This is a genomic window from Treponema sp. B152 (genome assembly GCF_024181665.1).
GTDB classification, from domain to species: Bacteria; Spirochaetota; Spirochaetia; order Treponematales; family Treponemataceae; genus Treponema_B; species Treponema_B denticola.
Genome location: NZ_CP058668.1, coordinates 1,946,606 through 1,969,760, shown reverse-complemented (window position 1 = coordinate 1,969,760; position 23,155 = coordinate 1,946,606). Strand labels below are relative to the sequence as shown.

Below are 23,155 nucleotides of genomic sequence, written 5' to 3'. Positions count from 1 at the left end.
AAATAAGGGTGCCAGTGTATCATATTCGTAAAAAAAAGTGTATAGGTTTGGTTATTAAAGAAAAAAGCCGGTTAAATGTTTTTAAATATTACATGGGGCTTTTTTTCTTCATCATAAATGATTTTGGCCTCCACATCATATAAGGTCTTAATTACTTCTTCTGTGATAACCTCATTTACACTGCCTGAGGCGATAATTTGTCCTTCTTTTAAAGCGTATATTTTATCGCAATACATTGCAGCTATGTTAAGATCATGGATTGCCGATATAACGGTTATTTTTAAATCTTTTGCAAGGCTCATAAAGTGCAGCTGATGTTTTATGTCCAGATGATTTGTAGGCTCGTCGAGGATGAGGCAATCCGTGTTTTGTACTAAGGCACGGGCTAAAATAATTCTTTGCTTTTCTCCACCCGACAGGCTTGAAAAATTGCGGTCGGCAAAATCTTTCATATTCACTTGTTCAAGAGCCTTGTACGCCAGTTCGATATCCTCGGCTGAATCCCTCTCCATAAATTTTTTATGAGGCGAGCGGCCGATTAAAACCATCTCAAGCACGTTAAAGTCAAAATGGGTGTCATTATGCTGGGCAACTACAGCCATCTTTTTTGCCGTTTCTTTAAACTGATAGTCATTTATGTTCTTACCGTCGATAAATATGGTGCCGGTTTTGGGTTTAAGAACTCGGTATATACATTTGAGCAGGGTGCTTTTTCCCGAACCGTTGGGACCGATTATGCCTACAATTCCGTTATCTTTAATTGAAAGGTCAATATCGGCTAAAATATTTTTGCTTCCGAAGTTAAATGAAAGAGAGCTGATGTCGAGAACCATTATGCTTTACCCCCAAACCCGTATTCTTTATTTATCAATAAATATAAAAATACCGGCGAACCTATAAGAGAGATTACAACTCCTACGGGTATTTCACCTAGGCTGGAAACGGAGCGTGCCAGTACGTCTGCCCATATAAGAATTATGGCTCCTATCAATACGGATGACGGAATTATGTTTTTATGATTTGTTCCCCAAAATATCCTTGAAATATGCGGAATTATTAAGCCTATAAAGCCGATTATTCCTGCGTTGTATACTAAAAAACCTACAATGGCGGAACATATCAAAAGATAGACTTGGCGGTAAATATGCAAGTCCTTTCCTAAAGTAATTGATACGCTGTCTCCGAGGAGCATCAGGTTAAGGGTACGGTATTGCGTCATAAAAAAGAAGATTCCTAAAAATATCACTCCTGCAAGGAGTCCTAGGTTTTCCCACTTTGCTCCGCCGAAGCCTCCCATAAGCCAAAAGGTAATGCTTCTTATAGCTTCCCGGTTTTTTGTAGTAAAGACTATAAACGAAGAAAAGGCTGAAAAAATCGTGCTTATGGCAATACCTGCCATAAGTAATTTTGCGGAATTGGCTCTGCCTTTTATGTTGGCGGCATTTATTACGATTAAGGCTGTTCCAAAGGCTGAAAAGCAGGCGCACAGGCCCACATAATTAGGCCCCAGTTTCGCACCCACGCCCAAAGCGATTGCAAGGGTTGCCCCGAGAGAAGCTCCCGACGAAATGCCCAATATATAAGGGTCTGCCAATGAGTTTTGTACTATTGCCTGCATGACAACTCCGGTTACGGCTAAGCCCATTCCGGTAAGACAGGCTAAAAGTATCCTAGGCATACGGACAATCCAAACTATGTCGATAGCCGACTTTTTAATTCCTTCAAGGCTTCCGGCACCTAAGATTTTAAATTGAGCGATTTTTAAGATTTCGGCGGGAGCTATGCGTACGGCTCCGAATCCTACCGATAGAACTATGGAAATTAAAAGTCCCGCCAAAAGAAAAAGAAGTGCTGAAGATAGAAAAACTATTTTCAGCACCTTGTTTTTATTGTTTTGCATATTATAGGTCAGGATATAAACCTGAGATAATTGTCTTTATTCCGTCATAGGTTCTTATGCCGCTGGCATAAACTTCGCTTAAATTAATCGGAAAAACTTTTTTGTTTTGAAGTGCTGCTATGCTTTGTAAAGCATTATCTTTTGTGAGCATTTCTATAGATTGGTCTTTTTCAATATAGTCGCCGAAGTAAACCGTAAAGATAACATCGGGATTAAGCTCGATTAATTCTTCCTTGCCTATTCCTTTTTTATCCTTACCTACAAGATCGGCACCGACCTGCATTGCAATTTGCCCGCCGATAGTTCTTTCCCCATAAACACGGTACTGGCCTTCTTTTTCTACTTCAATTATTATGGCCTTTACCTTTGTTTTGCCTTCGACGTGTTTTTTTGCTGCGGCAATTTCAGTTTTCATCTTATCGACAATTTCTTGAGCCTTGTCTTCTACATTGAAAATTTTACCTATATTTAGAATATCCTGATATTCGTTTTCGAGAGCATCTTCTTTTTTTAAACCTGAGTTTTGCCAAATATAGGTTTTTGTACCTCTGTCATGCCAGAATTTTACGTCTCCATAACGCTTTTCACCGAATAATGATGTCCATGCAAAAATAAAATCCGGTTCCATGTCGATAATTTCTTCTTTCTCAGGACGCTTATCGCGATAGTTTACTTTGCTGAAAGCTTCTTTAAACTCGTCTTTAACCGGATCATCAAGTCCGACTGCAAGAATAAGCTTATCGGAAAGACCGAGAGCGAGCATTGTTTCGATAGGGCTTTGGTAAAAGGCTGCAACCTTTTCCGGGGCTTTTTCAAATGTAAGGTCTACAGGTTCCCCCGCATAATTATATGTAGTAATTGTTACAGGATAATGGGCTCCTTCCGTTTTAGGCATTGTTTTGCCCGAATTTTGTGATTGATCTTCCTTAGGACTGCATCCTAAAAAAACTGAAACTGCCAATAATAGCAGCATTGAGTGAAAAAAAATCTTTTTCATATCTTCCCCCAAAATAGTGTGTTTATTTTACGCCTTCAAACTAAAAGGTATAAGTTTATGCAGCGGGTACAAAGATACTTTTGGGATCTTATTAAGTTATAGAGAAAACAAAGATGTTATAAGTTCCTTAAGTGTCCCGTACTTTATCGCTCGTAAAGCACAAGGCTTAGTCCTTTACAGGCAGGTATTCTGACTTCGAGCTTCATCATCTTTTTAAGCCTTCCCCGATTTCCCGAGTGACATATTTTAAAAAGACTATTCTCTTACAGCGGCGGGACCGTGACGGAATTACACCGTGCTTCCCTTTTAACCGAATCTCGGCACCTGTATGGTTTGAAAATTGTGAAGTAATTCTAAAACTTTTGTAAATTAATGTCAAGCCGGCATTTTTTTTGTTTTTTTTCGAAAATTTACAAAATTTATAAAAATAAGTCTTGCTAAATCCAATTAATATGATATACTTAAGTACTATGAGGTTTTGTGTAATTTTATTATTTATCTGTTGTGTAACTTTTTTAGGTTGTAAAACGCTTCCTAAACAACCCGCCGGGGAATTCCATTCCGTGCCTGATGACAAAGTCCCTACTGTGCCTGATAAAGGGGCGGAAGGAAATCTGGGTTCTTCTTTTAAAAATCCTGAAATTTTGAGCAGTCCGCCGGAGTCTATGCAGGCTGCTTATGAAATTTTGACTCAAGGGAATAATTTTAAAACCGGTTTACCATCTATTGTCAAAAGCCAAGAAGATTTGCAGACCCTTTATTCCGTTTTGTATGGAAATTCCTTAAAAGCACCGGTGATAGATTTTTCGAAGAAAGCGGTTGTTATTGCTGCCGCAGGACCTTTTAATACGGGCGGATATTCCATTGTGCCTGTTTCTGCAATAAAGACAGGGAAGATCATCAATTTGGTTTTTGAGGTAAAAAGTCCCGGACCTAAGGATATGGTTACGCAGGCTTTTACCCGCCCTTATGTAATAGTTTCGGTAGATGCCGAACCGGATACCGAGATTTTTATTGAAATCAATGGGGATGCTAAAAACGGCAAATTAGATTTTTAAAATCTATAATTTAATAAATTTATAGGAGGACGAGTATGTCAAAAAAAAGATGGAACGCTGCGGCGTTATGGTGTATCCTTTTATTGGCGTTTTTATTCGGTTCTTGTCCGCAGCAAAAGTCGGCAAGTGAACCCGAAAAGGATCCGTATCCCATTCCGGCTGATGCCGTGAGTGTTGAAATTACCGTTTCGGATTCGGTAAGCGGCACTGTAGTGGATGGAACAAAGCTGGTAGTTTTTGATTCTGATGGCAAACAGGTTACTAATCAGCTTACTGTCAGGAAAGGAAAAGTTACTGCAAAGGTAAGCCCTAAAAAGAAGTATGACTTTGTTCTTTTAGGCAAAAAAGGTACATGGGCGGGCTCTAGGCTGCAGGACTATTATGTACCCGAAGAGGGCCTCAAAGGAGTTATGATGCTCCAATTTGCGCACGGGCAAATAACAAGAGATGTTACCCCCCCCCATATCGACAAGGTAACAATTGAAAATGCATCCGGTGTTGATATAACGGACAATTATGACATCGGAAACGCTGAAAAAAAAGTTTATGTAGAATTCACCTCTAAAGTGGGTGCAGTGGAAGATGTTGCGTGGAACGGTTTCGGTGCAAAACTCGGTTTCGGTATGATGCCGACAAGTTATGAAGGTATTGATGGGGTTTACACTCCCGATAATACTCCCGGTGACGGTATTTTTACATCGAAATACGTTTTTGATATAGAACATGCGGCAATGCCTGACGACAAAACAGAGCTTATAATAGTAGGCTACGACGTTGCAAACAACAGGGTCGAAAAACGCATCCCCGTAAAATTCAGTAAAACCTCGGCAGCAGCTCCCCTTTCGAATGCTAAATTTGGAAGTGCTTTTATGATAATAGAAAGGGTTCCCTTTACAAACAATACATTCTCAACCGAACCCGGACAGGGACTTGTGCAGTTAGACAGCGGACACGAAGTGATGCCGCAGGCTTTAAACCCCGTTGAAGGACACAATTCTTCATATATGGCGGTCTTCGTCTTCGGCGTTGTAGATAAAACCACTCCGACTACTTCCGTTCCTATTATGGGCTTTGATGTATTCCGAAAAGAAAAGGGCAGCACCGATACCCCTAAATTTGTAAGCAGAACTCACTACGATGAGCCTAAAACCGAAACAAACCCCGGCTGGGGCGCACATCAAGGTTTTGATACATCTTCAGAACTTGAAGAAGGTAAAGAGTACGTGTATACAATTAAAGCGTTTACTGCAACGGATACACTTGAGTCTCCCGTATTTACGGGCAAGGTTATGGAAGCCTTCACCTATTCCCTTAAAGCTCCTGAAAACCGTAAAAAGATTTCGGCGGCCGATGCTGCAAACATGTCGTATTCGTGCACAATAAGCAATAAAAAGCTGCTGACCAAGGAAGAAGCCGATTGGTGCGACTTAGGCCTATTGATCCTCGACGGACAGGGACAACCTGTTTTCGGTTCAAAATTCCGCTATGTCTTTGATGGTGTTACTGTCGGTATAGGCGGTGCTAATACTACTACCGGCCCCGATTTACTGATTGATACTATAGGGTTCGGTTCAGGTGTTAAGCGCTTTTCATATAAAAAGCAGCTCGCAACACCATTGCAGACCTATTACAATATCAACAAACTTGAAGACCTTATAACCGTTGACTCTTCCACAGGCATTATCACAATTACCGATAAATTTGTAAAGATAGCACAATTTAACGTAGCTGCCGGTACCCCGATGGAATACCAATCGGGTGTAAACTATCAGTGGGATATTCAGGACTGGGGAAAGAGTGCGATCAGTTTAAGAGATGACAGGGCTCTTAGGATTGTTAAAATGTATGATTCAAATCAATCTCGCACAATGGGAAATAACAGCTCAAGCGGCTCCAACGCCGTAAACGGCAGATTTACCTTTGTAATTGAATAAGGAGGTCTTTAAGATGAAGAAAAAAATATTATTCTTTTTAATGACAATAGTTTTGATTGTTTCTTCCTGTAATTTCGGTATGAATACTGCCGTTATCGGTAATAAAGATAATGGAGCAGTTTTAAACGGGTATACGGGAGGATTAGGAAATTCATCGTCGGTTGAATTACCGAATGGTGCAAATTATAAGCCCGACGACAAGGATATAGTTGACGGTTATTTTATCGTTAAGACAAAAGACGGCTTTGACAAGACTCTTTTTGAAAAAAAAGGTTTTATTGTTAAAGGAAAGATTTCCCTTACAGATACGGGTTTTACTTACTGGTATCTTAATAAGGAAGGAAATAATAAAAAGAATCTACTGCGCGCGGCTTCGATAGAGGGAGTTCTTTCGGTAGAACACGATTATAAGGTTGTAGAACCGGACGGAAGCAAGGCTCCGAATCAAAACGATGGCCCTGTAGACCCTTTCAATGCAGAAACTTACGATCTAACAAAAGGAAATTATTTGGACGACCCTGAGGCAAATAATGCCGATTACGGGCTTTCGATAACCGAGGCACTGAAAGCCTACAGTGAAATAGGTTACGGTACCGAGACTGTTGTTGCAGGCATCATCGACACCGGCATTAATATGAAGCATAAAGATTTTAAAGATGAAAATGGGGATTCGATAGTGCTGTATGCGAAATCCTGTGTTACTGCAGAAAACGGTACCGCCATCACCCCAGGTCATCCGTTTACCGAAATTCCTATCGGACTAAACTGGGATAAGGGAGCGCACGGTACGCACTGTTCTGGTACTATCGCTGCCCGCGGCAATAATAATATCGGTATCGCCGGTGTCGCATGGAAAAACACAAAGCTTATTTCGTACCAATCGCTCAATGCCGGTTTAAATGGCCAATTCGGTGGAGACACATGGTCGGTTTACGGCGCCCTGCTCGATCTTACAAACATTGTTGAGATTTTGCGTAAAGCTAAGGCTGATAGAAGTCCGGCGGAGATTGCTGCTTTGCCCAGCTATCTGCAAACTACCGATTTTCAAATTACCCAAAAAACGGTTCCCGTAAACATGAGCTTGGGAGGCTCTTACGGCTCCGAATTTGCATTTGCGGTTTTAACCAATGCAGTAAAACACAATATACTCCCGGTAATTGCTATGGGTAACGAAGGCCGTTACACGGCAGCCTATCCTGCAGCCTTCCCGGGCGTATTGGCGGTTGGAGCTACCAACGGCAAAGACAAAAAAATTCATTTCAGCAATTCCGGTGCATGGATAAGTGTTTCCGCCCCTGGCGACGGTATTAAATCCTGCGGCATATACGGCGACGACAGCTATGAAACGATGAGCGGTACCTCAATGGCAACCCCCTTTGTAACAGGTACAATCGCCTATCTTCTTTCCTTCACTGAAGCTCATGATTTGACTCCTTATCAAATTAAGGCTCTGCTTGAAAAAACGGCGGATAAAGTTGATGGAGCAACAGGCTTTACCGACAGCTTGGGCCATGGCCGAGTAAACGTATATAAGGCGGCAAAGGCTATAAAGGACGGCAATATTCCTCCTGCAAACGATATTTATACCGAAGCGGAAGTAAAAGTTGAGGTTAAAAACAATGACGGGCATAGCAATGACATTGTCCCTTGTAAAATTACGCTTGTCGATGAGGAAACACATGCTCCTTTGGCCTATGTCGCAGGTGATGAGTCCAATCCTCCCGCCTTTAAGGGTCTAATAAAGGGCAGAAGCTATTCCGTTTACGGTGCCTTTTTAGGTGATGCACAAAAAGAAACCTTTACGGCGACAGACTCAAATAAAACTATTACCTTGCAGTATAACAAAAAAATCGTATGGGTTTCGACCGTACCAAACCTGCACTATAACAGTGGTGGTGATGACACCGATACTAAAATTGTGGTTTATAAAGCGGATGCAAGCGGCAATTTGAATCTTGGCACCAATCCTACGCCCATTGTGAACTATGACCAAGATCAGCTTGATACCACCTATTTTGAGGCCGAGACAGGCGCAAAATACTATGTGCTGATTACCGGCTTTATGAAAGGGGGTGTCTTCCAAGGCGGCAACTATGCCTTAAAAATTGACAGGACTCCCCTCAATTCTAACGGTGTAGATATCGACGATACGGCAAGAAGTCCCAACAATGCTTCAACGAACGACAGCCACGAAGGCGCCGGTTTTGACGATACTCCCGCCGATGCAAAGTCAAAAGGCAATGCATGGGGGCAGGAGATGGGCTGCAATCTCGTCGCTCACCCTATCGGTACCCCACCCAAGAATGTTGACTTGGATTGGTTCTATGTAGAATATCCTTATTAAACGTTAATATGGGTAATTAGGGCGGCGCGCTTTTTAGGTTCGCCGCTCTTTTTTTTGATAAATAAAACAAATTTTCCTATTGACATTTTTTATTCTTTATGGTATAAGGAACGCTGATATTGAAATTATGATTTATGGCCTAAAAAGGGCTTTAAATCGGTATTCTTTAGAAGTTTTGCATTGCCGTAAAGCCTTTTAGGCAGGCGGATGCCGTCCTTGTTTAAGCAAATAAGGAAAGAAATCTTTAAAACTTCGCAGGATGCCAAACCAGTCATCGGAGTTACGGTTTACAGGTGATCAGGTGGGTCCGAATGCTGTCCGAAAACCTATGGGCGGTGGATAAAAAGCTTTTTTCTTTTAAAGAAAATGCTTAAATCTTATCTGATTTTAATCACTGTCTTATGTTTCTCCGGTTTGTTTCTTTGTTAAGCTTGTTTTTCGGTTACGAAAGACCGGTTAACTTTTTAATCTCGTCATTTTTAATGCGGGAAATATTAGACTTGCCTACGTCTTTTAGGAGGATCTCATGGCAAAGGAAAAATTTAACAGAACGAAAGTTCACATGAATGTTGGTACCATCGGTCACGTTGACCATGGTAAGACCACTCTTTCGGCAGCGATCACTACGTATTGTGCAAAGAAGTATGGTGATAAGCTTCTAAAATATGACGAGATCGACAATGCTCCGGAAGAAAAAGAGCGCGGTATTACTATCAATACCCGACACTTGGAATATCAGTCCGATAAGAGACACTATGCACACATCGACTGCCCCGGCCACGCTGACTATGTTAAAAACATGATCACCGGTGCTGCTCAGATGGACGGTGCTATTCTTGTAGTTTCTGCTCCGGACTCGGTTATGCCCCAGACAAAAGAACACTTGCTTCTTGCCCGTCAGGTAGGTGTACCTTCAATCATCGTCTTCCTTAATAAGGTTGACCTTGTTGATGATCCCGAACTTGTAGAATTGGTAGAAGAAGAAGTTAGAGAGACCTTGACATCTTACGGTTTCCCCGAAGACACACCCATTATCAAGGGTTCTGCTTTTAAGGCTCTTCAAGAGGGTGCAACTGCTGAAGATACGGCTTGCATTGAGGAGCTTCTTAAAACAATGGATGAATACTTTAAGGATCCTGTCCGCGATTCGGATAAGCCCTTCCTTCTTCCCATTGAAGATATCTTCACAATTCAGGGACGCGGTACCGTTGTTACGGGAAGAATCGAACGCGGTGTTATCAAGATGAACGAAGAAGTTGAAATTGTAGGTATTAAGCCCACAAAGAAAACCGTTGTTACCGGTATCGAAATGTTCAACAAGCTTCTTGATGAAGGTGAAGCAGGAGACAACGTAGGTCTTCTCTTGCGAGGTATTGAAAAGAAAGAAGTTGAGCGCGGACAGGTTCTTGCCAAGCCCGGTTCAATTCATCCTCACACCAAATTTGAAGCTCAGATTTACGTTCTTTCAAAAGAGGAAGGCGGACGACACAGTCCCTTCTTCTCAGGTTACAGACCTCAGTTCTATTTTAGAACAACCGATATTACCGGAACTGTAAACCTTCCTGAAGGAACAGACATGGTTAAGCCCGGCGATAATACAAAGATTATCGGTGAACTTATTCACCCCATAGCTATGGATCAAGGTCTTAAACTCGCTATTCGCGAAGGCGGACGAACTATTGCTTCGGGTCAGGTAACTAACATTATCGAATAAATGATGCAAAAAAACGGCGCTTGCGCTTTTTGTAAGTGCCGTTTGCATTTTTTCGGAGGAAATGATGACAAAGGAAAAGATTCGCGTAAAGCTTCGCGGATTCGATGTAGAGTTGGTTGATCAGAGTTCAAAGGCTATTGTACAGGCTGTTCAAAAAGCAGGTGCAAAGGTTTGCGGTCCTATTCCGCTTCCCACTCGGATTAACAAGTTTACGGTGCTTCGCTCGCCTCACGTAAATAAAAAGTCGCGTGAGCAGTTTGAAATGCGGACACACAAAAGGTTAATCGATATTATCGAACCTTCGGCAGAAGTTATGAATGCTTTATTGGCATTGGAGCTTTCAGCCGGTGTTGATGTAGAAATTAAACAATAAGATTTAATCAAATCAATGGTAGACGGCCTTTAATCAGGGGTGCGTACCTTAGGAGAATTTAAATGATTGGACTGATTGGAAAAAAAATCGGCATGACCCAAATCTTCAATGAAGTCGGTCACCTTATGCCGGTTACGGTTATTCAGGTAGAACCCAATACCGTTGTTGCACTAAAGGACAAGGAAAAGTTCGGATACTCTTCAGTAGTGCTCGGTTTGGGTGGACTCAAAGAAAAGCACACCAGCAAACCCTATGCAGGACAGTTCAGCGGAGACCTCAAGCCTTTAAAACTTTTAAAGGAATTCCGTGATTTTGACAAAGAAGTCGCAGTAGGTGATAAGCTCGGTGTAGAGGTTTTTGAAAAGGTTCCGTATTTAGACATTACGGCAATTTCAAAAGGTAAAGGTTTTCAGGGTGTTATGAAGCGATGGGGCTATGGAGGCGGTAGAGCAAGCCATGGTTCTAAGTTCCACCGTGAAGCAGGTTCGACGGGACACTGTACAACTCCGGGTCGTTCTTTTAAAAATACGACAATGCCCGGAAGAATGGGTTTTGACAAGGTTACCGTTCAAAATTTGCAAATCGTAAAGATTGATCCTGAATTGGGTGTTATAATGGTTCGCGGTTCTGTTCCGGGTAAAAAGGATGCAACTGTATTCTTAAAATCCGCAGTAAAGCGGGCTAAATAAGGACGGTAGAAGACATGGAAAAGAAAGTCTATTCAGTCGATGGTAAAGAATTGAGGACAATTAATCTTGATGACAAGGTGTTCGGTCTTCCCGTAAATGATGATGTTATTTACTACGCCATCAATAATGAACTAGCCAATAAACGAGTCGGAACGGCTTGTACAAAGGGCAGAGCTGAGGTTCACGGTTCAAATTCCAAGCCTTACAGCCAAAAAGGTACAGGACGTGCACGACGCGGTGATAAAAAATCTCCTCTTTTAGTCGGAGGAGGAACTATTTTTGGACCTAAACCGAGAGATTTCAGCTATTCTATGCCTAAAAAAGCAAAAAGATTGGCAATGAAGTCAATTTTGAGCCTTAAAGCTCAAAACGACAGGTTAGTGGTTGTAGAAGATTTTACGGTAGAAAGCGGAAAAACCCGCGACCTTGTAAAGATTTTAAATAACTTTGCAAAGGGCGAGCGCGCTGTTATTATTCTAAAGGACGATGATTCTTTGGTAAAAAGAGCAGGACGCAATATTCCGCATCTTTCATTCTTGGCATATAACCGCCTTCGAGCTCACGATTTATTCTACGGCCGAAAAGTTATCATGCTTGAATCTGCCGCAAAAAATCTTTCTGAATTTTACGGATGTAAGGAGGCCGAATAATAATGGAATACAATGATATACTTATCGCGCCTGTTCTTACGGAAAAAAGCACAGAACTTCGCGAGCAGGGCAAATATGTTTTCAAAGTAGCGCCTAAGGCTACCAAGATTCAGATAAAGGAAGCAGTACGAAGATTGTTCAATGTAAAAGTTACCGATTGTACTGTTGTTAATGTTCGAGGAAAGACTAAGCGTCTCCGCTACAAGGAAGGTAAAACTTCATCTTGGAAAAAGGCAACCGTAAAGCTTGCTAAGGGCGAGACAATTAAGATTTTTGAAGGTGCGTAAGCCTTAATGTGCTTATGCTAAGGGGATAGCAAAATGGCTCTAAAAGAATATAAGCCGATGACGCCCGGATTGCGCGGACGAATTGATTTGCGAAAAGATGAAATTACAGCTCAAAAGCCTGAAAAGTCTTTGACTACAGGCAAAAAGAACAGAGCAGGACGCGATTCAAGAGGACGCATTTCAGTTCGAGGCCAAGGCGGCGGACATAAACAGAAATACCGACAAATCGATTTTAAGCGAAACAAATATGGTATTCCGGGCACTGTAAGGACAATCGAGTATGATCCTAACCGCAGTGCAAATATTGCATTGATTTTTTACGCTGACGGAGAAAAACGATACATTATCGCTCCCAAAGGCTTAAAAATCGGTCAAAAGATTATGAGCGGCGAAATGGCTACATTGGATGTTGCAAATGCTCTTCCTTTGGAAGCAATTCCCGTCGGCTTTACCGTGCATAATATTGAGCTTACGATCGGAAGAGGCGGACAAATGGCGCGTTCGGCAGGTGCCGGCGCATTGGTTGCTGCAAAAGAAGGCGAATATGTTACCATAAGATTGCCTTCCGGAGAAACTCGCTTGGTAAACAAAAAATGTTATGCAACAATAGGCGAAGTCGGCAATGAAGATCACATGAATACAAGTCTTGGCAAAGCCGGTCGATCAAGATGGCTTGGAATCAGACCCACCGTTCGCGGTATGGCTATGAACCCGATTGATCACCCCCTCGGCGGTGGTGAAGGACGAGGAAAGGGACGACATCCCGTTACTCCTTGGGGACAGCCTTGTAAGGGTTATAAGACCCGCAAGAAGCGCAATCCTTCGGATAGCTTCATTGTCTCAAGACGAAAGAAGAAGAATTAGGGGGCTGCACAAGTGTCAAGATCAGTTAAAAAAGGACCTTTTATTGCAAAGAGTCTTTTTAAGAATGTAAACGAGATGAACAGATCGGGTAAGAAGAAACCGATTAAGACTTATTCCCGCTGTTCTACAATTATACCTGAAATGGTCGGTAACACTATTTCGGTACATAACGGCAAGACGTGGATTCCGGTTTATATAACCGAGAATCTTGTTGGACATAAACTTGGAGAGTTTGCTCCTACGCGCACATTCCGCAAGCATGCAAACTCTGACAAGAAGGTTGGAAAATAGGTGAATGAAGATGACTGAAAGAACAGGATATCGAGCAACAACGAAATTTCTTATTGCATCACCTACCAAGGTAAGACCGGTGGCAAACGTCGTAAAGAACAAGCCTTATCCGGAAGCAATGGCTATTTTGGAAAATATGCCTCAAAAGGGAGCCGGCTTAATTTCTCAGACTATGAAATCGGCTGCCTCAAATGCTCTTTACAAAAATAAGCAGCTTGATGAAGATATGCTCTTTGTTAAGGAAATTATGATTGACGAAGGGCCCAGGCTAAAAAGAATTTGGTGTCGCGGCAAGGGCCGTGCGGACATTCTCTTAAAGCGAATGTGTCATATCACAGTTGTCGTTGACGAGAGAGCAGGAGAGTAGATATGGGACAGAAAGTAAACCCTACAGGATTAAGACTTGGTATAAACAAAACTTGGTCGTCTCGCTGGTATGCAGGCCCCCGAAATTATGCCGACTTGTTGCTTGAGGATTTAAAGATTCGAGCTATGATTCAGGAAATCCCTGAATGTAAAAATGCCGACATTGCCGAAGTTGAAATCATCCGTCATCCCCAAAGGATTACGATTATGATTCACACGGCTCGTCCCGGCGTTATAATCGGTGTAAAAGGTGCCAATATCGAAAATATCGGAGCTATTATACAGAAAAAGCTCGGCAAAAAAGTGCAAATCAAAATTAAGGAAGTAAAGAGAGCCGAATTAAGGGCTGCTTTAGTTGCTCAAAACGTTGCACGCCAGCTTGCCGGAAGAGCTTCTTTCCGAAAGGTATTAAAGCAGGCTTGTTTTAATACGATGCGGTCCGGTGCTCAAGGTATAAAGATTAGAATTTCAGGACGCTTAGGCGGTGCTGAAATGTCGCGAACCGAAGAAATGAAGGAAGGACGCGTTCCTCTTCACACACTTCGGGCAGATATAGACTACGGTTTTGCTGAAGCGGATACAACCTATGGAAAGATAGGTGTTAAGGTATGGCTTTACAGCGGAATGATGTTTGGCGGAGAACAAAAAGAAGATGCAGGTGCCTTGCTCAAAAAGCAAAGAAGACCCCGCACTGAAAAGCCCGCTCAAGCAGGGAGGCAATAATTATGGCATTCAGTCCCAAACGTGTAAAACATAGAAAGGTTCAGCGCGGTAGAATCAAGGGCGAAGCTACACGATGCAACAACATCGATTTCGGCGATTACGCCTTAGTTTCTCTTGAGCCTTTTTTGCTTACAAACAGACAAATTGAAGCTGCCCGTGTTGCTTTAAATCGTAAGATTAAGCGAGGCGGAAAATTGTGGATTCGAGTTTTTCCGGATAAACCCTATTCAAAGAAACCCGCTGAAGTTCGAATGGGCGGCGGAAAAGGAGCCCCCGAATACTGGGTAGCGGTTGTAAAACCCGGAACTATTATTTTTGAATTAGCCGGTGTTGATAAGAATTTGGCCGAACAAGCTATGACCTTGGCAGGAAGCAAACTTCCCTTTAAGACAAGGTTTGCCGAGCAGATTCAGGCCGACTAAGGAGCGTTTAAAATGAAAAATAAGTCAAAGTACAGAGAAATGTCATATAAGGAACTTGTTTCAAAACGCAATGATCTAAAGCAAAAATACATGGATTTGAGATTTCAAGCTGTGGTAGGCCATTTGGACAACCCGCTTGAAAAGAGAAGTATGCGTCGTGAAATAGCGATGTTAAATACCTTTATCCGCCAAAAAGAATTGGCCGGAGAAGGTGCAAATTAGGAGCTTAACCCGTGGAAACAACAGAAAATACAAAAAAAATCGGGAAGCGCGAGTTTGTCGGAATCGTAACAAGCGACAAGATGAATAAAACCATCGTCGTTGAAGTCCGAACCAAAAAGCTTCATAAGCTTTACAAAAAATACGTATCGAGCAGTAAAAAATACAAGGCTCACGATGAAGAGAATACAGCTCACATCGGCGATACCGTAAGAATTGTAGAGCATAAGCCCATCAGTAAGGATAAGGCTTGGATGCTTACTGAAGTTATTGAGCGGGCTAAGTAAGGCAAGGAGTTAAGGTAAATGATACAGGTTGAAACAAGATTAAACGTTGCCGATAACTCAGGCGCTAAACTCGTCGAATGTATTAAGGTTATCGGCGGATCAAAACGCAGATACGCAGGTATTGGGGATATAATCGTTGTGGCAGTAAAAGAAGCCTTGCCCACATCGGTTATTAAAAAAGGTACGGTAGAAAAAGCCGTTATTGTGCGTGTTTCAAAAGAATACCGCCGTCCCGACGGAACTTATATTCGTTTTGACGATAACGCTTGCGTAATTGTTGACGATAATAAAAACCCTAAGGGAAAACGTATTTTCGGCCCTGTAGCCAGAGAGCTTCGTGATCATGATTTCATGAAGATAGTTTCTCTTGCTCCGGAAGTTCTTTAAGGAGAGTTTATGGCAGGAAAGATGAAGATTCGCCGCAATGATAGTGTTGAAATTATTGCAGGCAAGGAAAGGGGCAAGCGGGGCGAAGTCGTAAAGGTCTTGCAGGAAGATAACAAGGTTATCGTCGGCGGGCTTAATATGATCAAAAAAGCCATGCGCAAAAGAAGCCAGCAGGATCAGGGCGGAATTGTAGAAATTGAAGCTCCGATATCTGCATCCAATGTTATGGTTATATGCAAAAAATGCGGAAAGACCCGTATTGCATATGAAATAAAGGACGGCAAAAAAATAAGAATTTGCCGTAAGTGTGGAGAAGCGTTATAATGAGTAATTACGTACCTCGGCTTAAGAAAGTCTATACAGAACAAATCATGCCCGAGCTTAAAAAGGAATTTAACTACAGTTCCGTTATGCAAATTCCTCGGCTTAAAAAAGTCGTAGTAAGCATGGGCGTTGGTGTAGCTCTCACGAATAGGAAACTACTTGATGCTGCAGTAACTGACCTTGAAACAATCACCGGTCAAAAAGCTGTGAAAACAAAGGCAAGAAAGAGTATAGCAAACTTTAAACTTCGTGAGGGAAATGAGATTGGGGCAATGGTAACTTTGCGCGGTGCTAGAATGTATGAATTCTTAGACCGCTTTATTAATGTTGCTTTGCCGCGTGTTAAGGATTTCCGCGGAGTTAACCCGAACGGTTTTGACGGTCGCGGAAACTATTCAGTGGGTATTACCGAGCAGATCATCTTCCCCGAAATCGACTTCGATAAAATCGAACGCATTTCAGGATTGAATGTGAACGTAGTAACTTCTGCCGAGACTGATCAAGAGGCAAGATCGCTTCTTGCAAAGTTTGGTATGCCCTTTAGGAAGTAAGAGAGGATTTCATGGCTACAGTTGCAAAAATTAATCAAGCTAACAGAAAAGCGAAGTATCCGACACGGCAGTATAACAGATGCAAGGTTTGCGGACGCCCCAGAGGTTATCTGCGAAAGTTCAAAATGTGCCGTGTTTGTTTTAGAAAATTGGCAAGCGAAGGGCAAATCCCCGGCGTTACAAAGTCAAGTTGGTAGGAGGAACGATAATGAGTGTTTCAGATCCAATAGCAGATATGCTTACTAAAATTAGAAATGCTGCTTCAGCCGGTCACGAATCGGTTGATGTTCCTTCTTCAAAAATGAAGTGGGAAATTATCAGTATTCTTAAATCGGAAGGGTATATTAAAAACTTTAAAAAAATGACCCAGGAAGGTGCCGGCAATATCCGCGTATTCCTAAAATACGATGATAAAGAATCTTCGGTTATTCACGGAATCGAAAGAGTTTCCACACCCGGCCGCCGAGTATATTTAGGTTATAAGAGCTTACCGAGGGTTTTTAACGGCTACGGTACTCTTATTGTATCGACTTCAAAGGGTATCATTACCGGAAAAGCAGCCGGCGAAAGCCAAGTAGGCGGCGAGCTTATTTGCAAGGTTTGGTAGGAGGAGCAATATGTCAAGAGTTGGAAAAATGCCTGTTGCTATTCCTGCAGGTGTAAAAGTGAACGTTGCAAACGGTATCTTTACCGTTGAAGGCCCCAAGGGAAAACTTTCACAAGATTATCACACTGAGGCTGTTGATTTTAAGATTGAAGGCGATCATGTTCTTGTAACAAGAAAAGATGATGAACTTCAGACAAGGGCTTATCACGGTTTATACCGAAGTCTTCTTAACAACATGGTAACCGGCGTAAGCACAGGCTTTACAAAGACCTTGGTAATCAATGGTGTAGGTTACAGAGCCGAAGTTCAAGGCAAACTCCTTGTAATGGCTTTGGGTTATTCAAACGACTTTTCCGTTATTATTCCCGAAGGAATTGAAGTAAAGGTTGACCAGCTGAAAGTTATTATTTCGGGAGCTTCAAAAGAAGCGGTCGGACAGTTTGCTTCACAGGTACGAAAGTTGAGAGGCCCTGAACCCTATAAGGGCAAGGGAATTCGTTACGAAGACGAAATCATCAAACGAAAAGTCGGTAAGTCCGGTGTAAAGTAAGGGTAGTATTATGGACAAAAAACGTAATGATAAAGATAGAAAAAGATTTAAGCGAAAGATGCACATTCGAAAGTCTATTTTCGGTACTGCAGAACGTCCGCGCATGACCGTGTTCCGAAGCAATAAGCGCATTTCGGTTCAGGTTATTGACGATGTAGAGGGCAAGACATTGGCTGCCGTTTCTACAATGGAAGAAGCTCTTCGATCGCTTAAGGTTAATGTTGAATCTGGGGCAAAGGTCGGTGAAGAAATCGGCAAGCGCCTCAAGGAAAAAAATATTGACACTGTTGTTTTTGACAGGAACGGATATCTTTACCACGGTGTTGTAAAGGCCGTTGCCGACGGTGCAAGAAAAACAGGAATTAAGTTTTAGGAGAGGTTATGAGTCATCAAAAAGAATCAAAACGGGATAACCAGCATACCGATAAAGAATATGTTGAAAAGCTTGTTAAATTGAACCGAACAGCTAAGGTTGTAAAGGGCGGACGCAGGTTCTCCTTTTCTGCTCTAACTGTTGTCGGCGATCAAAAAGGACGAGTAGGATACGGTTTCGGTAAGGCAAATGACGTAAGCGATGCTATTCGAAAGAGTATCGAAAAGGCAAAAGCCAATATGGTAACCTTTCCGCTTAAAAACGGCACGATTCCTCATGAGGTTCAAGGCAAGTTCAAGGGTTCGTCGGTTCTTTTGCGCCCTGCTTGTTCCGGTACGGGAATTATCGCAGGCGGTACAATCCGTGCTATTATGGAAGCTGCCGGTGCAACCGACTTGCTTTCAAAGTCATTGGGATCAAGCTCCGCAGTAAACGTAGTTAAGGCAACCTTTGATGCCGCAAGTCTTTTGATGGACGGCAAAAAAATTGCTAAGAGCCGCGGAAAAACCCTTTTGGATGTATGGGGGTAAGTAAATGGCAAAGAGAATTAGTGTAAAATTAGTAAAAAGTACAATCGGTCAAAAGCAGCCGGTTTGTTCGACTATCCGCTCTTTGGGATTAAAAAAGCTTAATTCCACAGTTGAGCATGATGCAAATCCTGCCGTATTAGGTATGGTAAAACGCGTTGCTCACTTGGTTGAAGTTAAGGAGTTAAACTAATGTCCGAATTTAATTTAACTGTTCCTGCAGGAGCAACTCATAAAAAGAAGATTGTAGGACGCGGTTCTTCTTCCGGTTGGGGAAAAACTTCCGGAAAGGGACATAAGGGACAGCAAGCCCGTTCAGGCGGCAAGGTTTATGCCGGCTTTGAAGGCGGTCAGATGCCCTTGTACCGCCGTGTTGCAAAAAAAGGATTTTCAAACTATCCTTTTAAAAAGGAATTCTATGTTGTAAACCTTGCCATGCTCGAAACAAAGTACAGCGATGGTGAGACTGTCAACAAAGAATCCTTAATGCAAAAAGGTCTTCTCCGAAAAGGTTCTCTTTATGTTAAAGTTTTGGGAACAGGAGATATAACAAAAAAATTGACGGTTGATGTCGATAGAATTTCGGCATCTGCTAAGGAAAAAATAGAAAAGGCAGGCGGAACAATAGTTCAGTCTGAAGCATAAAAGGCGGTAAAAAATGGCTAATAATGTATTTGCAAATATGTTCAAAATAAAGGATTTACGAAGCCGTATTTTCTTTACGATCATAGTTTTAGCAGTTTTCCGCTTAGGTTCGGTACTCACCATCCCCGGTATCGATCCTGGGGCTCTTACAATATATTTCCGACAAGGCCAGGGAAATGCTTTTGCAGATCACATGGACTTCTTTGTCGGAGGAGCGTTTTCGAACTTTTCGGTATTTATGCTCGGTGTAATGCCCTATATTTCGACTCAGATATTGATGCAGCTTGCCATGATTATTTTCCCGCGCCTTAAAAAAATAGCGGAAGAAGACGGAGGACGCAAAAAGATTCAGGTTTGGACAAGAATAGTTACCGTCTTTGTTGCCCTTCTTCAATCTTCCGCTGTAGGTACATGGGCCAGAGCAATACCCGGTGCTGTTGTAATTTCAAGTCCTGTTTTGCACTTGTTTATTACGATGGTTACGGTAACGACAGGTACTATGATTACCGTTTGGATGGGTGAACAGATAACTGCAAGAGGTATCGGAAACGGTATTTCGATGTTGATTTTTGCAGGTATCGTTGCCCGTCTTCCTCAGGCTGTTTGGGAATTGATCAAGCTTGTAAGCAATAACGAATTAAACCTTGTTTTTGTAATTATTGCTTTTGCGATGTTTGTAGGAATTATAGCCTTGGTTGTTTACGAACAACAAGGCCAGCGCAAAATACCGGTTCATTATGCAAAGCGCGTTATCGGCCGAAAAATGTATGGCGGACAGAATACCTATATTCCGTTTAAGATTAACCCCTCGGGTGTTATTCCCATCATTTTTGCTTCATCGTTTTTGACCTTTCCCCTCATGCTTTCGCAGATGTGGGGCTCGAATGTTTCTTGGTTGGCTTCAGTTGCAAGATTTTTGCGCTCGGACGGCTGGGGGTATAACGTTCTGTATGTTGTTTTGATTATTTTCTTTGCTTACTTTTACACACAGGTTGCACTTAATCCCACGGAAATAGCAAAACAAATAAGGGAAAACGGCGGCTCGATTCCGGGAATTAGAACCGACAAAACCGAAGAATATTTGCAGAAGATTTTAAACAGATTGATATTGCCCGGTTCGCTTTATTTGGCTGCGATTGCAGTACTTCCTACTGTAATTCAATGGGCATTTAGTTTCCCCAGAAATATTTCTATGTTGATGGGAGGAACTTCATTGCTTATTTTGGTTGGTGTTGACTTGGATACAATGAGCCAAGTTGAAGCTCTGCTTAAAATGCACCATCATGACGGCTTGCTTAAAAAAGGCAAGATTAGATCAAGGAACCTATAGAATTTTTTTTAAGAATGATATAAAATACATTCTTTGAAGGAGTGAATATGAAGGTTAGAACAAGTGTAAAACCTATTTGTGATAAATGTAAGGTTATTAAGCGCAACGGAATAGTACGGATAATCTGTACAAATCCTAAGCATAAACAGAGACAAGGTTAACGGAGGACACTGGATAATGGCTCGTATTGCGGGAGTTGACCTCCCTAACAAACATGTTAATGTTTCATTAACATACATTTATGGAATTTCGACTTCATCGGCAAACAAAATTTGTGAAGCTACAAAGGTTGATCCGATGAAAAAAATGAATGATTTGGATGAAGCCGAGTTAGCTGCAATCCGTGAAGTGATTGACAGAGAGTACAAGGTAGAAGGCCGCCTTCGAACCGAAGTGGCTTTAAATATCAAGCGTCTTCAGGATATCGGATGCTACCGCGGTCAAAGACACAGAAAGGGTCTCCCGGTACGCGGACAGAGAACTAGGACAAATGCCAGAACACGCAAGGGTAAGAAGAAGACCGTTGCCGGTAAGAAGAAATAATCGTGGTTGGAGGTAATTAAAACATGGCTACTGTAAAGAAAAGAAAAGAAAAGAAAAGCATATATGAAGGCAATGTTTATATTCAAGCAACCTTTAATAACACAATTATTACGATAACCGACTTAAAGGGAAATGTTCTTTCATGGGCATCTTCAGGCGGCTTAGGCTTTGCCGGTGCCAAAAAATCGACACCCTTTGCGGCTCAGACCGTTGCAGAAACAGCTGTACAAAAGTGCCAGCCCTACGGCTTGCATGAGGTTCATGTTTTTGTAAAAGGTCCCGGAGTCGGCCGCGAATCGGCTATCAGAACGCTTGGAACAATGGGATTAAAGGTTCGCTCAATCAGCGATGTAACTCCCATTCCGCACAACGGCTGCCGTCCCAAGAAGACGCGCCGAATATAAGGAGACGTGAATGGCCCGTAAAAATCTTTTAAAAGGATTTAAGAAGCCGAAAGGCTTGGAATTTGCTCAGCAAGAATCAACCGAAAGCTATGGTAAGTTTACGGCATCCCCTTTTGAGACCGGTTTTGGAACAACAATCGGAAATTGTTTGAGGAGAATTTTATTGTCCTCAATTCAAGGTTATGCCATATCGGCAGTGCTTATAACCTCGCATGATGCCGACGGCGTACCCCACACAATTTCAAGTGAGTTTGAAAATATTCCGAACGTCTCCGAAGATACGCTGGAAATTTTAAATAAACTAAAGCAGATCCGCCTCCGTTTATCGGATGAGTCGGAACAAGGTGACTTTCATTTTGAATTTAAGGGGCCTGCGTCGATAACCAGCAAAGATTTTGCCGTTGAAGGACAGCTTGAAATTTTAGGCGAACCTTTTCATGTTATGGAACTTATGAAGGGTGCTAATGTTTCGTTTGATGTTCAAGTAGATTTCGGCCGAGGTTATGTACCGGCAGAAGTTAATGAAAAATACATTGAAATTGTCGGAACTATTCCGATGGACGCAATCTACGGTCCTGTTTTAAAGGTAAGCTATGCTATTGAGCCTTGCAGAGTAGGACAAAGAAACGATTACGATAAGCTCATTCTTGAAATTTGGACTGACAGTACGGTCAGACCTGAAGATGTTTTGGGCGAAGCTGCAAAAATTGCAAAAGATCATTTTTCCATCTTTATTAATTTTAACGAAAATGATTATCTCGGTGAAGATGAAGATGATAATGAAGAAGCGGTAATTAAACAGCTTTTAGCAACTTCGATTAATACTCTAGATTTTTCCGTTCGGGCTAAAAATTGCTTGGACTCGGCCGGTATTAAAACTCTCGGCGAACTGGCTCAGAAGTCGGAAGATGAGATCGAAAGTATGCGCAATGTCGGCAGAATGACTTTAAATGAAATTCATGCTAAATTGGCGGAATACAATTTGCGCTTGGGTATGACTGATTACAGTCATCTAAAAAATACGATAAAAGTATCAAGACAGAAGGAAGAAACAGATGAAGTATAAGAACGGCTTTAATCCGCTTTCGCGTACAACTGCACATCGCCGTGCTTTGCACCGAAATATGGTTACATCGCTATTTAAGTACGAGCGGATTACGACAACAAAACAAAAAGCGATGGAAGTACGCCGAACTGCGGAAAAATTGATTACACGCTCAAAGGTTGATACATTCAACAACAGGCGTCATGCTGCAAAGTATATCTGGGATGATGATATTGTAAAAAAACTATTCAGCGATATCGGTCCTAGAATGAAAGACAGAAACGGCGGTTACACCCGTATCTTAAAAATCGGCTTCCGTGAAGGCGATGCAGCTGATGTTGCTATCTTGGAACTTGTAGACTATGACTTTGAAAAAAAGGAAAAGGATACAAAGAAAAAAGATGATTCAAAAAAATCCGATGACAAAAAGACTTCCAAAAAAGAAGCAGGTTTTAAATCGTCAAAGGGTGAATCAGAACACAAAAAAAATACCGATCAGGTAGTAGATAGTTCATCAAATCGGAGGTACAACCGTGTCAAAGGCTCATAGAGGTAAGGGAATCCGCGCAGAGCAAAACCGCGGACGTGGGGTATGCCCCGTATGTAACAAAACCGGAATCAAAGTTTTGTACGAACAAGAGATTAACGGTGCAAAAACAAAGATCTGCAAAATATGCAGAGCAAACATTAAGAATAAAAAGGCTGCAGAAGCCCCTGCAGAAAAACCCGCTGAAGCATCAGCCGAATAAAT

36 protein-coding genes and 1 riboswitch are annotated in these 23,155 nt (G+C 42.0%); of the genes, 32 read left to right on the top strand and 4 right to left on the bottom strand.

Translation table 11 applies throughout. From position 1 onward, the window contains the following. Positions 1-71: 71 nt before the first annotated feature. Genes HYB91_RS09190 through HYB91_RS09180 form a run of 3 tightly spaced genes read right to left on the bottom strand, consistent with a single transcriptional unit; the run spans position 72 to position 2,897 of the window. Positions 72-833: an ABC transporter ATP-binding protein gene (locus HYB91_RS09190; RefSeq protein ID WP_010691505.1), complete on the bottom strand. Its 762-nt coding sequence runs from the start codon at positions 831-833 to the stop codon at positions 72-74. Continuing rightward, a complete protein-coding gene (locus tag HYB91_RS09185; RefSeq protein ID WP_002669987.1) occupies positions 833-1,900 on the bottom strand; it encodes a FecCD family ABC transporter permease in 1,068 nt (355 codons plus the stop codon). The genes HYB91_RS09190 and HYB91_RS09185 overlap by 1 nt, the downstream gene beginning before the upstream one ends. A 1-nt stretch (position 1,901) precedes the next feature. After that, positions 1,902-2,897: an ABC transporter substrate-binding protein gene (locus tag HYB91_RS09180; protein ID WP_002677126.1), complete on the bottom strand. Its 996-nt coding sequence runs from the start codon at positions 2,895-2,897 to the stop codon at positions 1,902-1,904. Between the two features lie 161 nt (positions 2,898-3,058). Next, positions 3,059-3,240, bottom strand: a riboswitch (cobalamin riboswitch). Positions 3,241-3,349: 109 nt separating this feature from the next. Here HYB91_RS09180 and prcB point away from each other — a divergent pair. Genes prcB through prtP form a run of 3 tightly spaced genes read left to right on the top strand, consistent with a single transcriptional unit; the run spans position 3,350 to position 8,233 of the window. After that, on the top strand, positions 3,350-3,955 hold the full coding sequence (prcB, locus tag HYB91_RS09175) for a dentilisin complex subunit PrcB (protein WP_002677132.1): 606 nt from the start codon (positions 3,350-3,352) through the stop codon (positions 3,953-3,955). A 35-nt stretch (positions 3,956-3,990) separates the two neighbouring features. Next, complete coding sequence (gene prcA, locus HYB91_RS09170) at positions 3,991-5,889, top strand: dentilisin complex subunit PrcA (RefSeq protein WP_253719482.1); 1,899 nt, start codon at positions 3,991-3,993, stop codon at positions 5,887-5,889. A 13-nt stretch (positions 5,890-5,902) separates the two neighbouring features. Then, positions 5,903-8,233, top strand: coding sequence for a dentilisin complex serine proteinase subunit PrtP (gene prtP / locus HYB91_RS09165; protein ID WP_002677139.1), 2,331 nt, complete (start codon positions 5,903-5,905; stop codon positions 8,231-8,233). Positions 8,234-8,358: 125 nt separating this feature from the next. On the opposite strand, the gene HYB91_RS09160 is transcribed toward prtP, so the two are convergent. After that, positions 8,359-8,508: a hypothetical protein gene (locus HYB91_RS09160; protein ID WP_010956814.1), complete on the bottom strand. Its 150-nt coding sequence runs from the start codon at positions 8,506-8,508 to the stop codon at positions 8,359-8,361. Between the two features lie 251 nt (positions 8,509-8,759). On the opposite strand from HYB91_RS09160, the gene tuf reads away from it, so the two are divergent. From tuf to HYB91_RS09015, 29 genes are all read left to right on the top strand, one after another. Then, positions 8,760-9,947, top strand: a complete 1,188-nt coding sequence (tuf, locus tag HYB91_RS09155) for an elongation factor Tu (RefSeq protein WP_002669993.1) — start codon at positions 8,760-8,762, stop codon at positions 9,945-9,947. Positions 9,948-10,011: 64 nt separating this feature from the next. Next, on the top strand, positions 10,012-10,320 hold the full coding sequence (gene rpsJ, locus HYB91_RS09150) for a 30S ribosomal protein S10 (RefSeq protein ID WP_002669994.1): 309 nt from the start codon (positions 10,012-10,014) through the stop codon (positions 10,318-10,320). Between the two features lie 62 nt (positions 10,321-10,382). Then, positions 10,383-11,009 carry a 50S ribosomal protein L3 gene (gene rplC, locus HYB91_RS09145; protein ID WP_002672218.1) on the top strand — a complete coding sequence of 209 codons (627 nt, stop codon included), beginning with the start codon at positions 10,383-10,385 and terminating at the stop codon, positions 11,007-11,009. Positions 11,010-11,023: 14 nt separating this feature from the next. Next, positions 11,024-11,659 carry a 50S ribosomal protein L4 gene (rplD, locus tag HYB91_RS09140; RefSeq protein ID WP_002677140.1) on the top strand — a complete coding sequence of 212 codons (636 nt, stop codon included), beginning with the start codon at positions 11,024-11,026 and terminating at the stop codon, positions 11,657-11,659. 2 nt (positions 11,660-11,661) lie between these two features. Next, entirely contained in the window at positions 11,662-11,946 is a 285-nt protein-coding gene (locus tag HYB91_RS09135; protein WP_002672216.1) for a 50S ribosomal protein L23, read from the top strand. Positions 11,947-11,979: 33 nt separating this feature from the next. Continuing rightward, positions 11,980-12,810, top strand: a complete 831-nt coding sequence (rplB, locus tag HYB91_RS09130; RefSeq protein ID WP_002669998.1) for a 50S ribosomal protein L2 — start codon at positions 11,980-11,982, stop codon at positions 12,808-12,810. Between the two features lie 12 nt (positions 12,811-12,822). Beyond that, positions 12,823-13,101 carry a 30S ribosomal protein S19 gene (rpsS, locus tag HYB91_RS09125; RefSeq protein ID WP_002669999.1) on the top strand — a complete coding sequence of 93 codons (279 nt, stop codon included), beginning with the start codon at positions 12,823-12,825 and terminating at the stop codon, positions 13,099-13,101. Between the two features lie 4 nt (positions 13,102-13,105). Further along, positions 13,106-13,468, top strand: coding sequence for a 50S ribosomal protein L22 (rplV, locus tag HYB91_RS09120; protein ID WP_002677141.1), 363 nt, complete (start codon positions 13,106-13,108; stop codon positions 13,466-13,468). Positions 13,469-13,470: 2 nt separating this feature from the next. After that, on the top strand, positions 13,471-14,190 hold the full coding sequence (rpsC, locus tag HYB91_RS09115; RefSeq protein ID WP_002670002.1) for a 30S ribosomal protein S3: 720 nt from the start codon (positions 13,471-13,473) through the stop codon (positions 14,188-14,190). Between the two features lie 2 nt (positions 14,191-14,192). Next, on the top strand, positions 14,193-14,612 hold the full coding sequence (rplP, locus tag HYB91_RS09110; RefSeq protein WP_002670003.1) for a 50S ribosomal protein L16: 420 nt from the start codon (positions 14,193-14,195) through the stop codon (positions 14,610-14,612). A gap of 12 nt (positions 14,613-14,624) precedes the next feature. Further along, positions 14,625-14,834, top strand: coding sequence for a 50S ribosomal protein L29 (gene rpmC, locus HYB91_RS09105; protein ID WP_002670007.1), 210 nt, complete (start codon positions 14,625-14,627; stop codon positions 14,832-14,834). Positions 14,835-14,845: 11 nt separating this feature from the next. After that, positions 14,846-15,118, top strand: coding sequence for a 30S ribosomal protein S17 (gene rpsQ, locus HYB91_RS09100; protein WP_002670009.1), 273 nt, complete (start codon positions 14,846-14,848; stop codon positions 15,116-15,118). 18 nt (positions 15,119-15,136) lie between these two features. After that, positions 15,137-15,505, top strand: coding sequence for a 50S ribosomal protein L14 (gene rplN, locus HYB91_RS09095; protein ID WP_002670011.1), 369 nt, complete (start codon positions 15,137-15,139; stop codon positions 15,503-15,505). Positions 15,506-15,514: 9 nt separating this feature from the next. Further along, complete coding sequence (gene rplX / locus HYB91_RS09090; protein ID WP_002672211.1) at positions 15,515-15,829, top strand: 50S ribosomal protein L24; 315 nt, start codon at positions 15,515-15,517, stop codon at positions 15,827-15,829. Continuing rightward, the gene (gene rplE, locus HYB91_RS09085) at positions 15,829-16,380 is read left to right on the top strand and encodes a 50S ribosomal protein L5 (protein ID WP_002670018.1); all 552 of its coding nucleotides are present in this window, start codon (positions 15,829-15,831) and stop codon (positions 16,378-16,380) included. The genes rplX and rplE overlap by 1 nt, the downstream gene beginning before the upstream one ends. An 11-nt stretch (positions 16,381-16,391) precedes the next feature. Beyond that, a complete protein-coding gene (locus HYB91_RS09080; RefSeq protein WP_002670020.1) occupies positions 16,392-16,577 on the top strand; it encodes a type Z 30S ribosomal protein S14 in 186 nt (61 codons plus the stop codon). An 11-nt stretch (positions 16,578-16,588) separates the two neighbouring features. Continuing rightward, entirely contained in the window at positions 16,589-16,987 is a 399-nt protein-coding gene (rpsH, locus tag HYB91_RS09075) for a 30S ribosomal protein S8 (protein WP_002670022.1), read from the top strand. A gap of 10 nt (positions 16,988-16,997) precedes the next feature. Further along, positions 16,998-17,537: a 50S ribosomal protein L6 gene (rplF, locus tag HYB91_RS09070; protein ID WP_002670023.1), complete on the top strand. Its 540-nt coding sequence runs from the start codon at positions 16,998-17,000 to the stop codon at positions 17,535-17,537. 10 nt (positions 17,538-17,547) lie between these two features. Further along, positions 17,548-17,910, top strand: a complete 363-nt coding sequence (gene rplR / locus HYB91_RS09065; protein ID WP_002670026.1) for a 50S ribosomal protein L18 — start codon at positions 17,548-17,550, stop codon at positions 17,908-17,910. 8 nt (positions 17,911-17,918) lie between these two features. Beyond that, entirely contained in the window at positions 17,919-18,440 is a 522-nt protein-coding gene (gene rpsE, locus HYB91_RS09060) for a 30S ribosomal protein S5 (RefSeq protein ID WP_002670027.1), read from the top strand. Between the two features lie 4 nt (positions 18,441-18,444). Further along, on the top strand, positions 18,445-18,630 hold the full coding sequence (gene rpmD, locus HYB91_RS09055; protein WP_002670028.1) for a 50S ribosomal protein L30: 186 nt from the start codon (positions 18,445-18,447) through the stop codon (positions 18,628-18,630). Next, a complete protein-coding gene (rplO, locus tag HYB91_RS09050) occupies positions 18,630-19,082 on the top strand; it encodes a 50S ribosomal protein L15 (protein WP_002670029.1) in 453 nt (150 codons plus the stop codon). Before rpmD ends, rplO begins: the two co-directional genes overlap by 1 nt. Before the next feature lie 13 nt (positions 19,083-19,095). Next, complete coding sequence (gene secY / locus HYB91_RS09045) at positions 19,096-20,412, top strand: preprotein translocase subunit SecY (RefSeq protein ID WP_002670031.1); 1,317 nt, start codon at positions 19,096-19,098, stop codon at positions 20,410-20,412. 47 nt (positions 20,413-20,459) lie between these two features. Then, the gene (gene rpmJ, locus HYB91_RS09040; protein ID WP_002672206.1) at positions 20,460-20,573 is read left to right on the top strand and encodes a 50S ribosomal protein L36; all 114 of its coding nucleotides are present in this window, start codon (positions 20,460-20,462) and stop codon (positions 20,571-20,573) included. A 16-nt stretch (positions 20,574-20,589) separates the two neighbouring features. After that, positions 20,590-20,955, top strand: a complete 366-nt coding sequence (gene rpsM / locus HYB91_RS09035) for a 30S ribosomal protein S13 (RefSeq protein ID WP_002670034.1) — start codon at positions 20,590-20,592, stop codon at positions 20,953-20,955. Positions 20,956-20,978: 23 nt separating this feature from the next. Next, complete coding sequence (rpsK, locus tag HYB91_RS09030) at positions 20,979-21,359, top strand: 30S ribosomal protein S11 (protein WP_002670039.1); 381 nt, start codon at positions 20,979-20,981, stop codon at positions 21,357-21,359. A 10-nt stretch (positions 21,360-21,369) separates the two neighbouring features. Then, the gene (locus tag HYB91_RS09025) at positions 21,370-22,425 is read left to right on the top strand and encodes a DNA-directed RNA polymerase subunit alpha (protein ID WP_002677147.1); all 1,056 of its coding nucleotides are present in this window, start codon (positions 21,370-21,372) and stop codon (positions 22,423-22,425) included. Continuing rightward, positions 22,415-22,954, top strand: a complete 540-nt coding sequence (rplQ, locus tag HYB91_RS09020; protein WP_002677148.1) for a 50S ribosomal protein L17 — start codon at positions 22,415-22,417, stop codon at positions 22,952-22,954. The genes HYB91_RS09025 and rplQ overlap by 11 nt, the downstream gene beginning before the upstream one ends. Next, the gene (locus HYB91_RS09015; protein WP_002672198.1) at positions 22,938-23,153 is read left to right on the top strand and encodes a hypothetical protein; all 216 of its coding nucleotides are present in this window, start codon (positions 22,938-22,940) and stop codon (positions 23,151-23,153) included. Before rplQ ends, HYB91_RS09015 begins: the two co-directional genes overlap by 17 nt. The last annotated feature ends 2 nt before the right edge of the window (positions 23,154-23,155 follow it).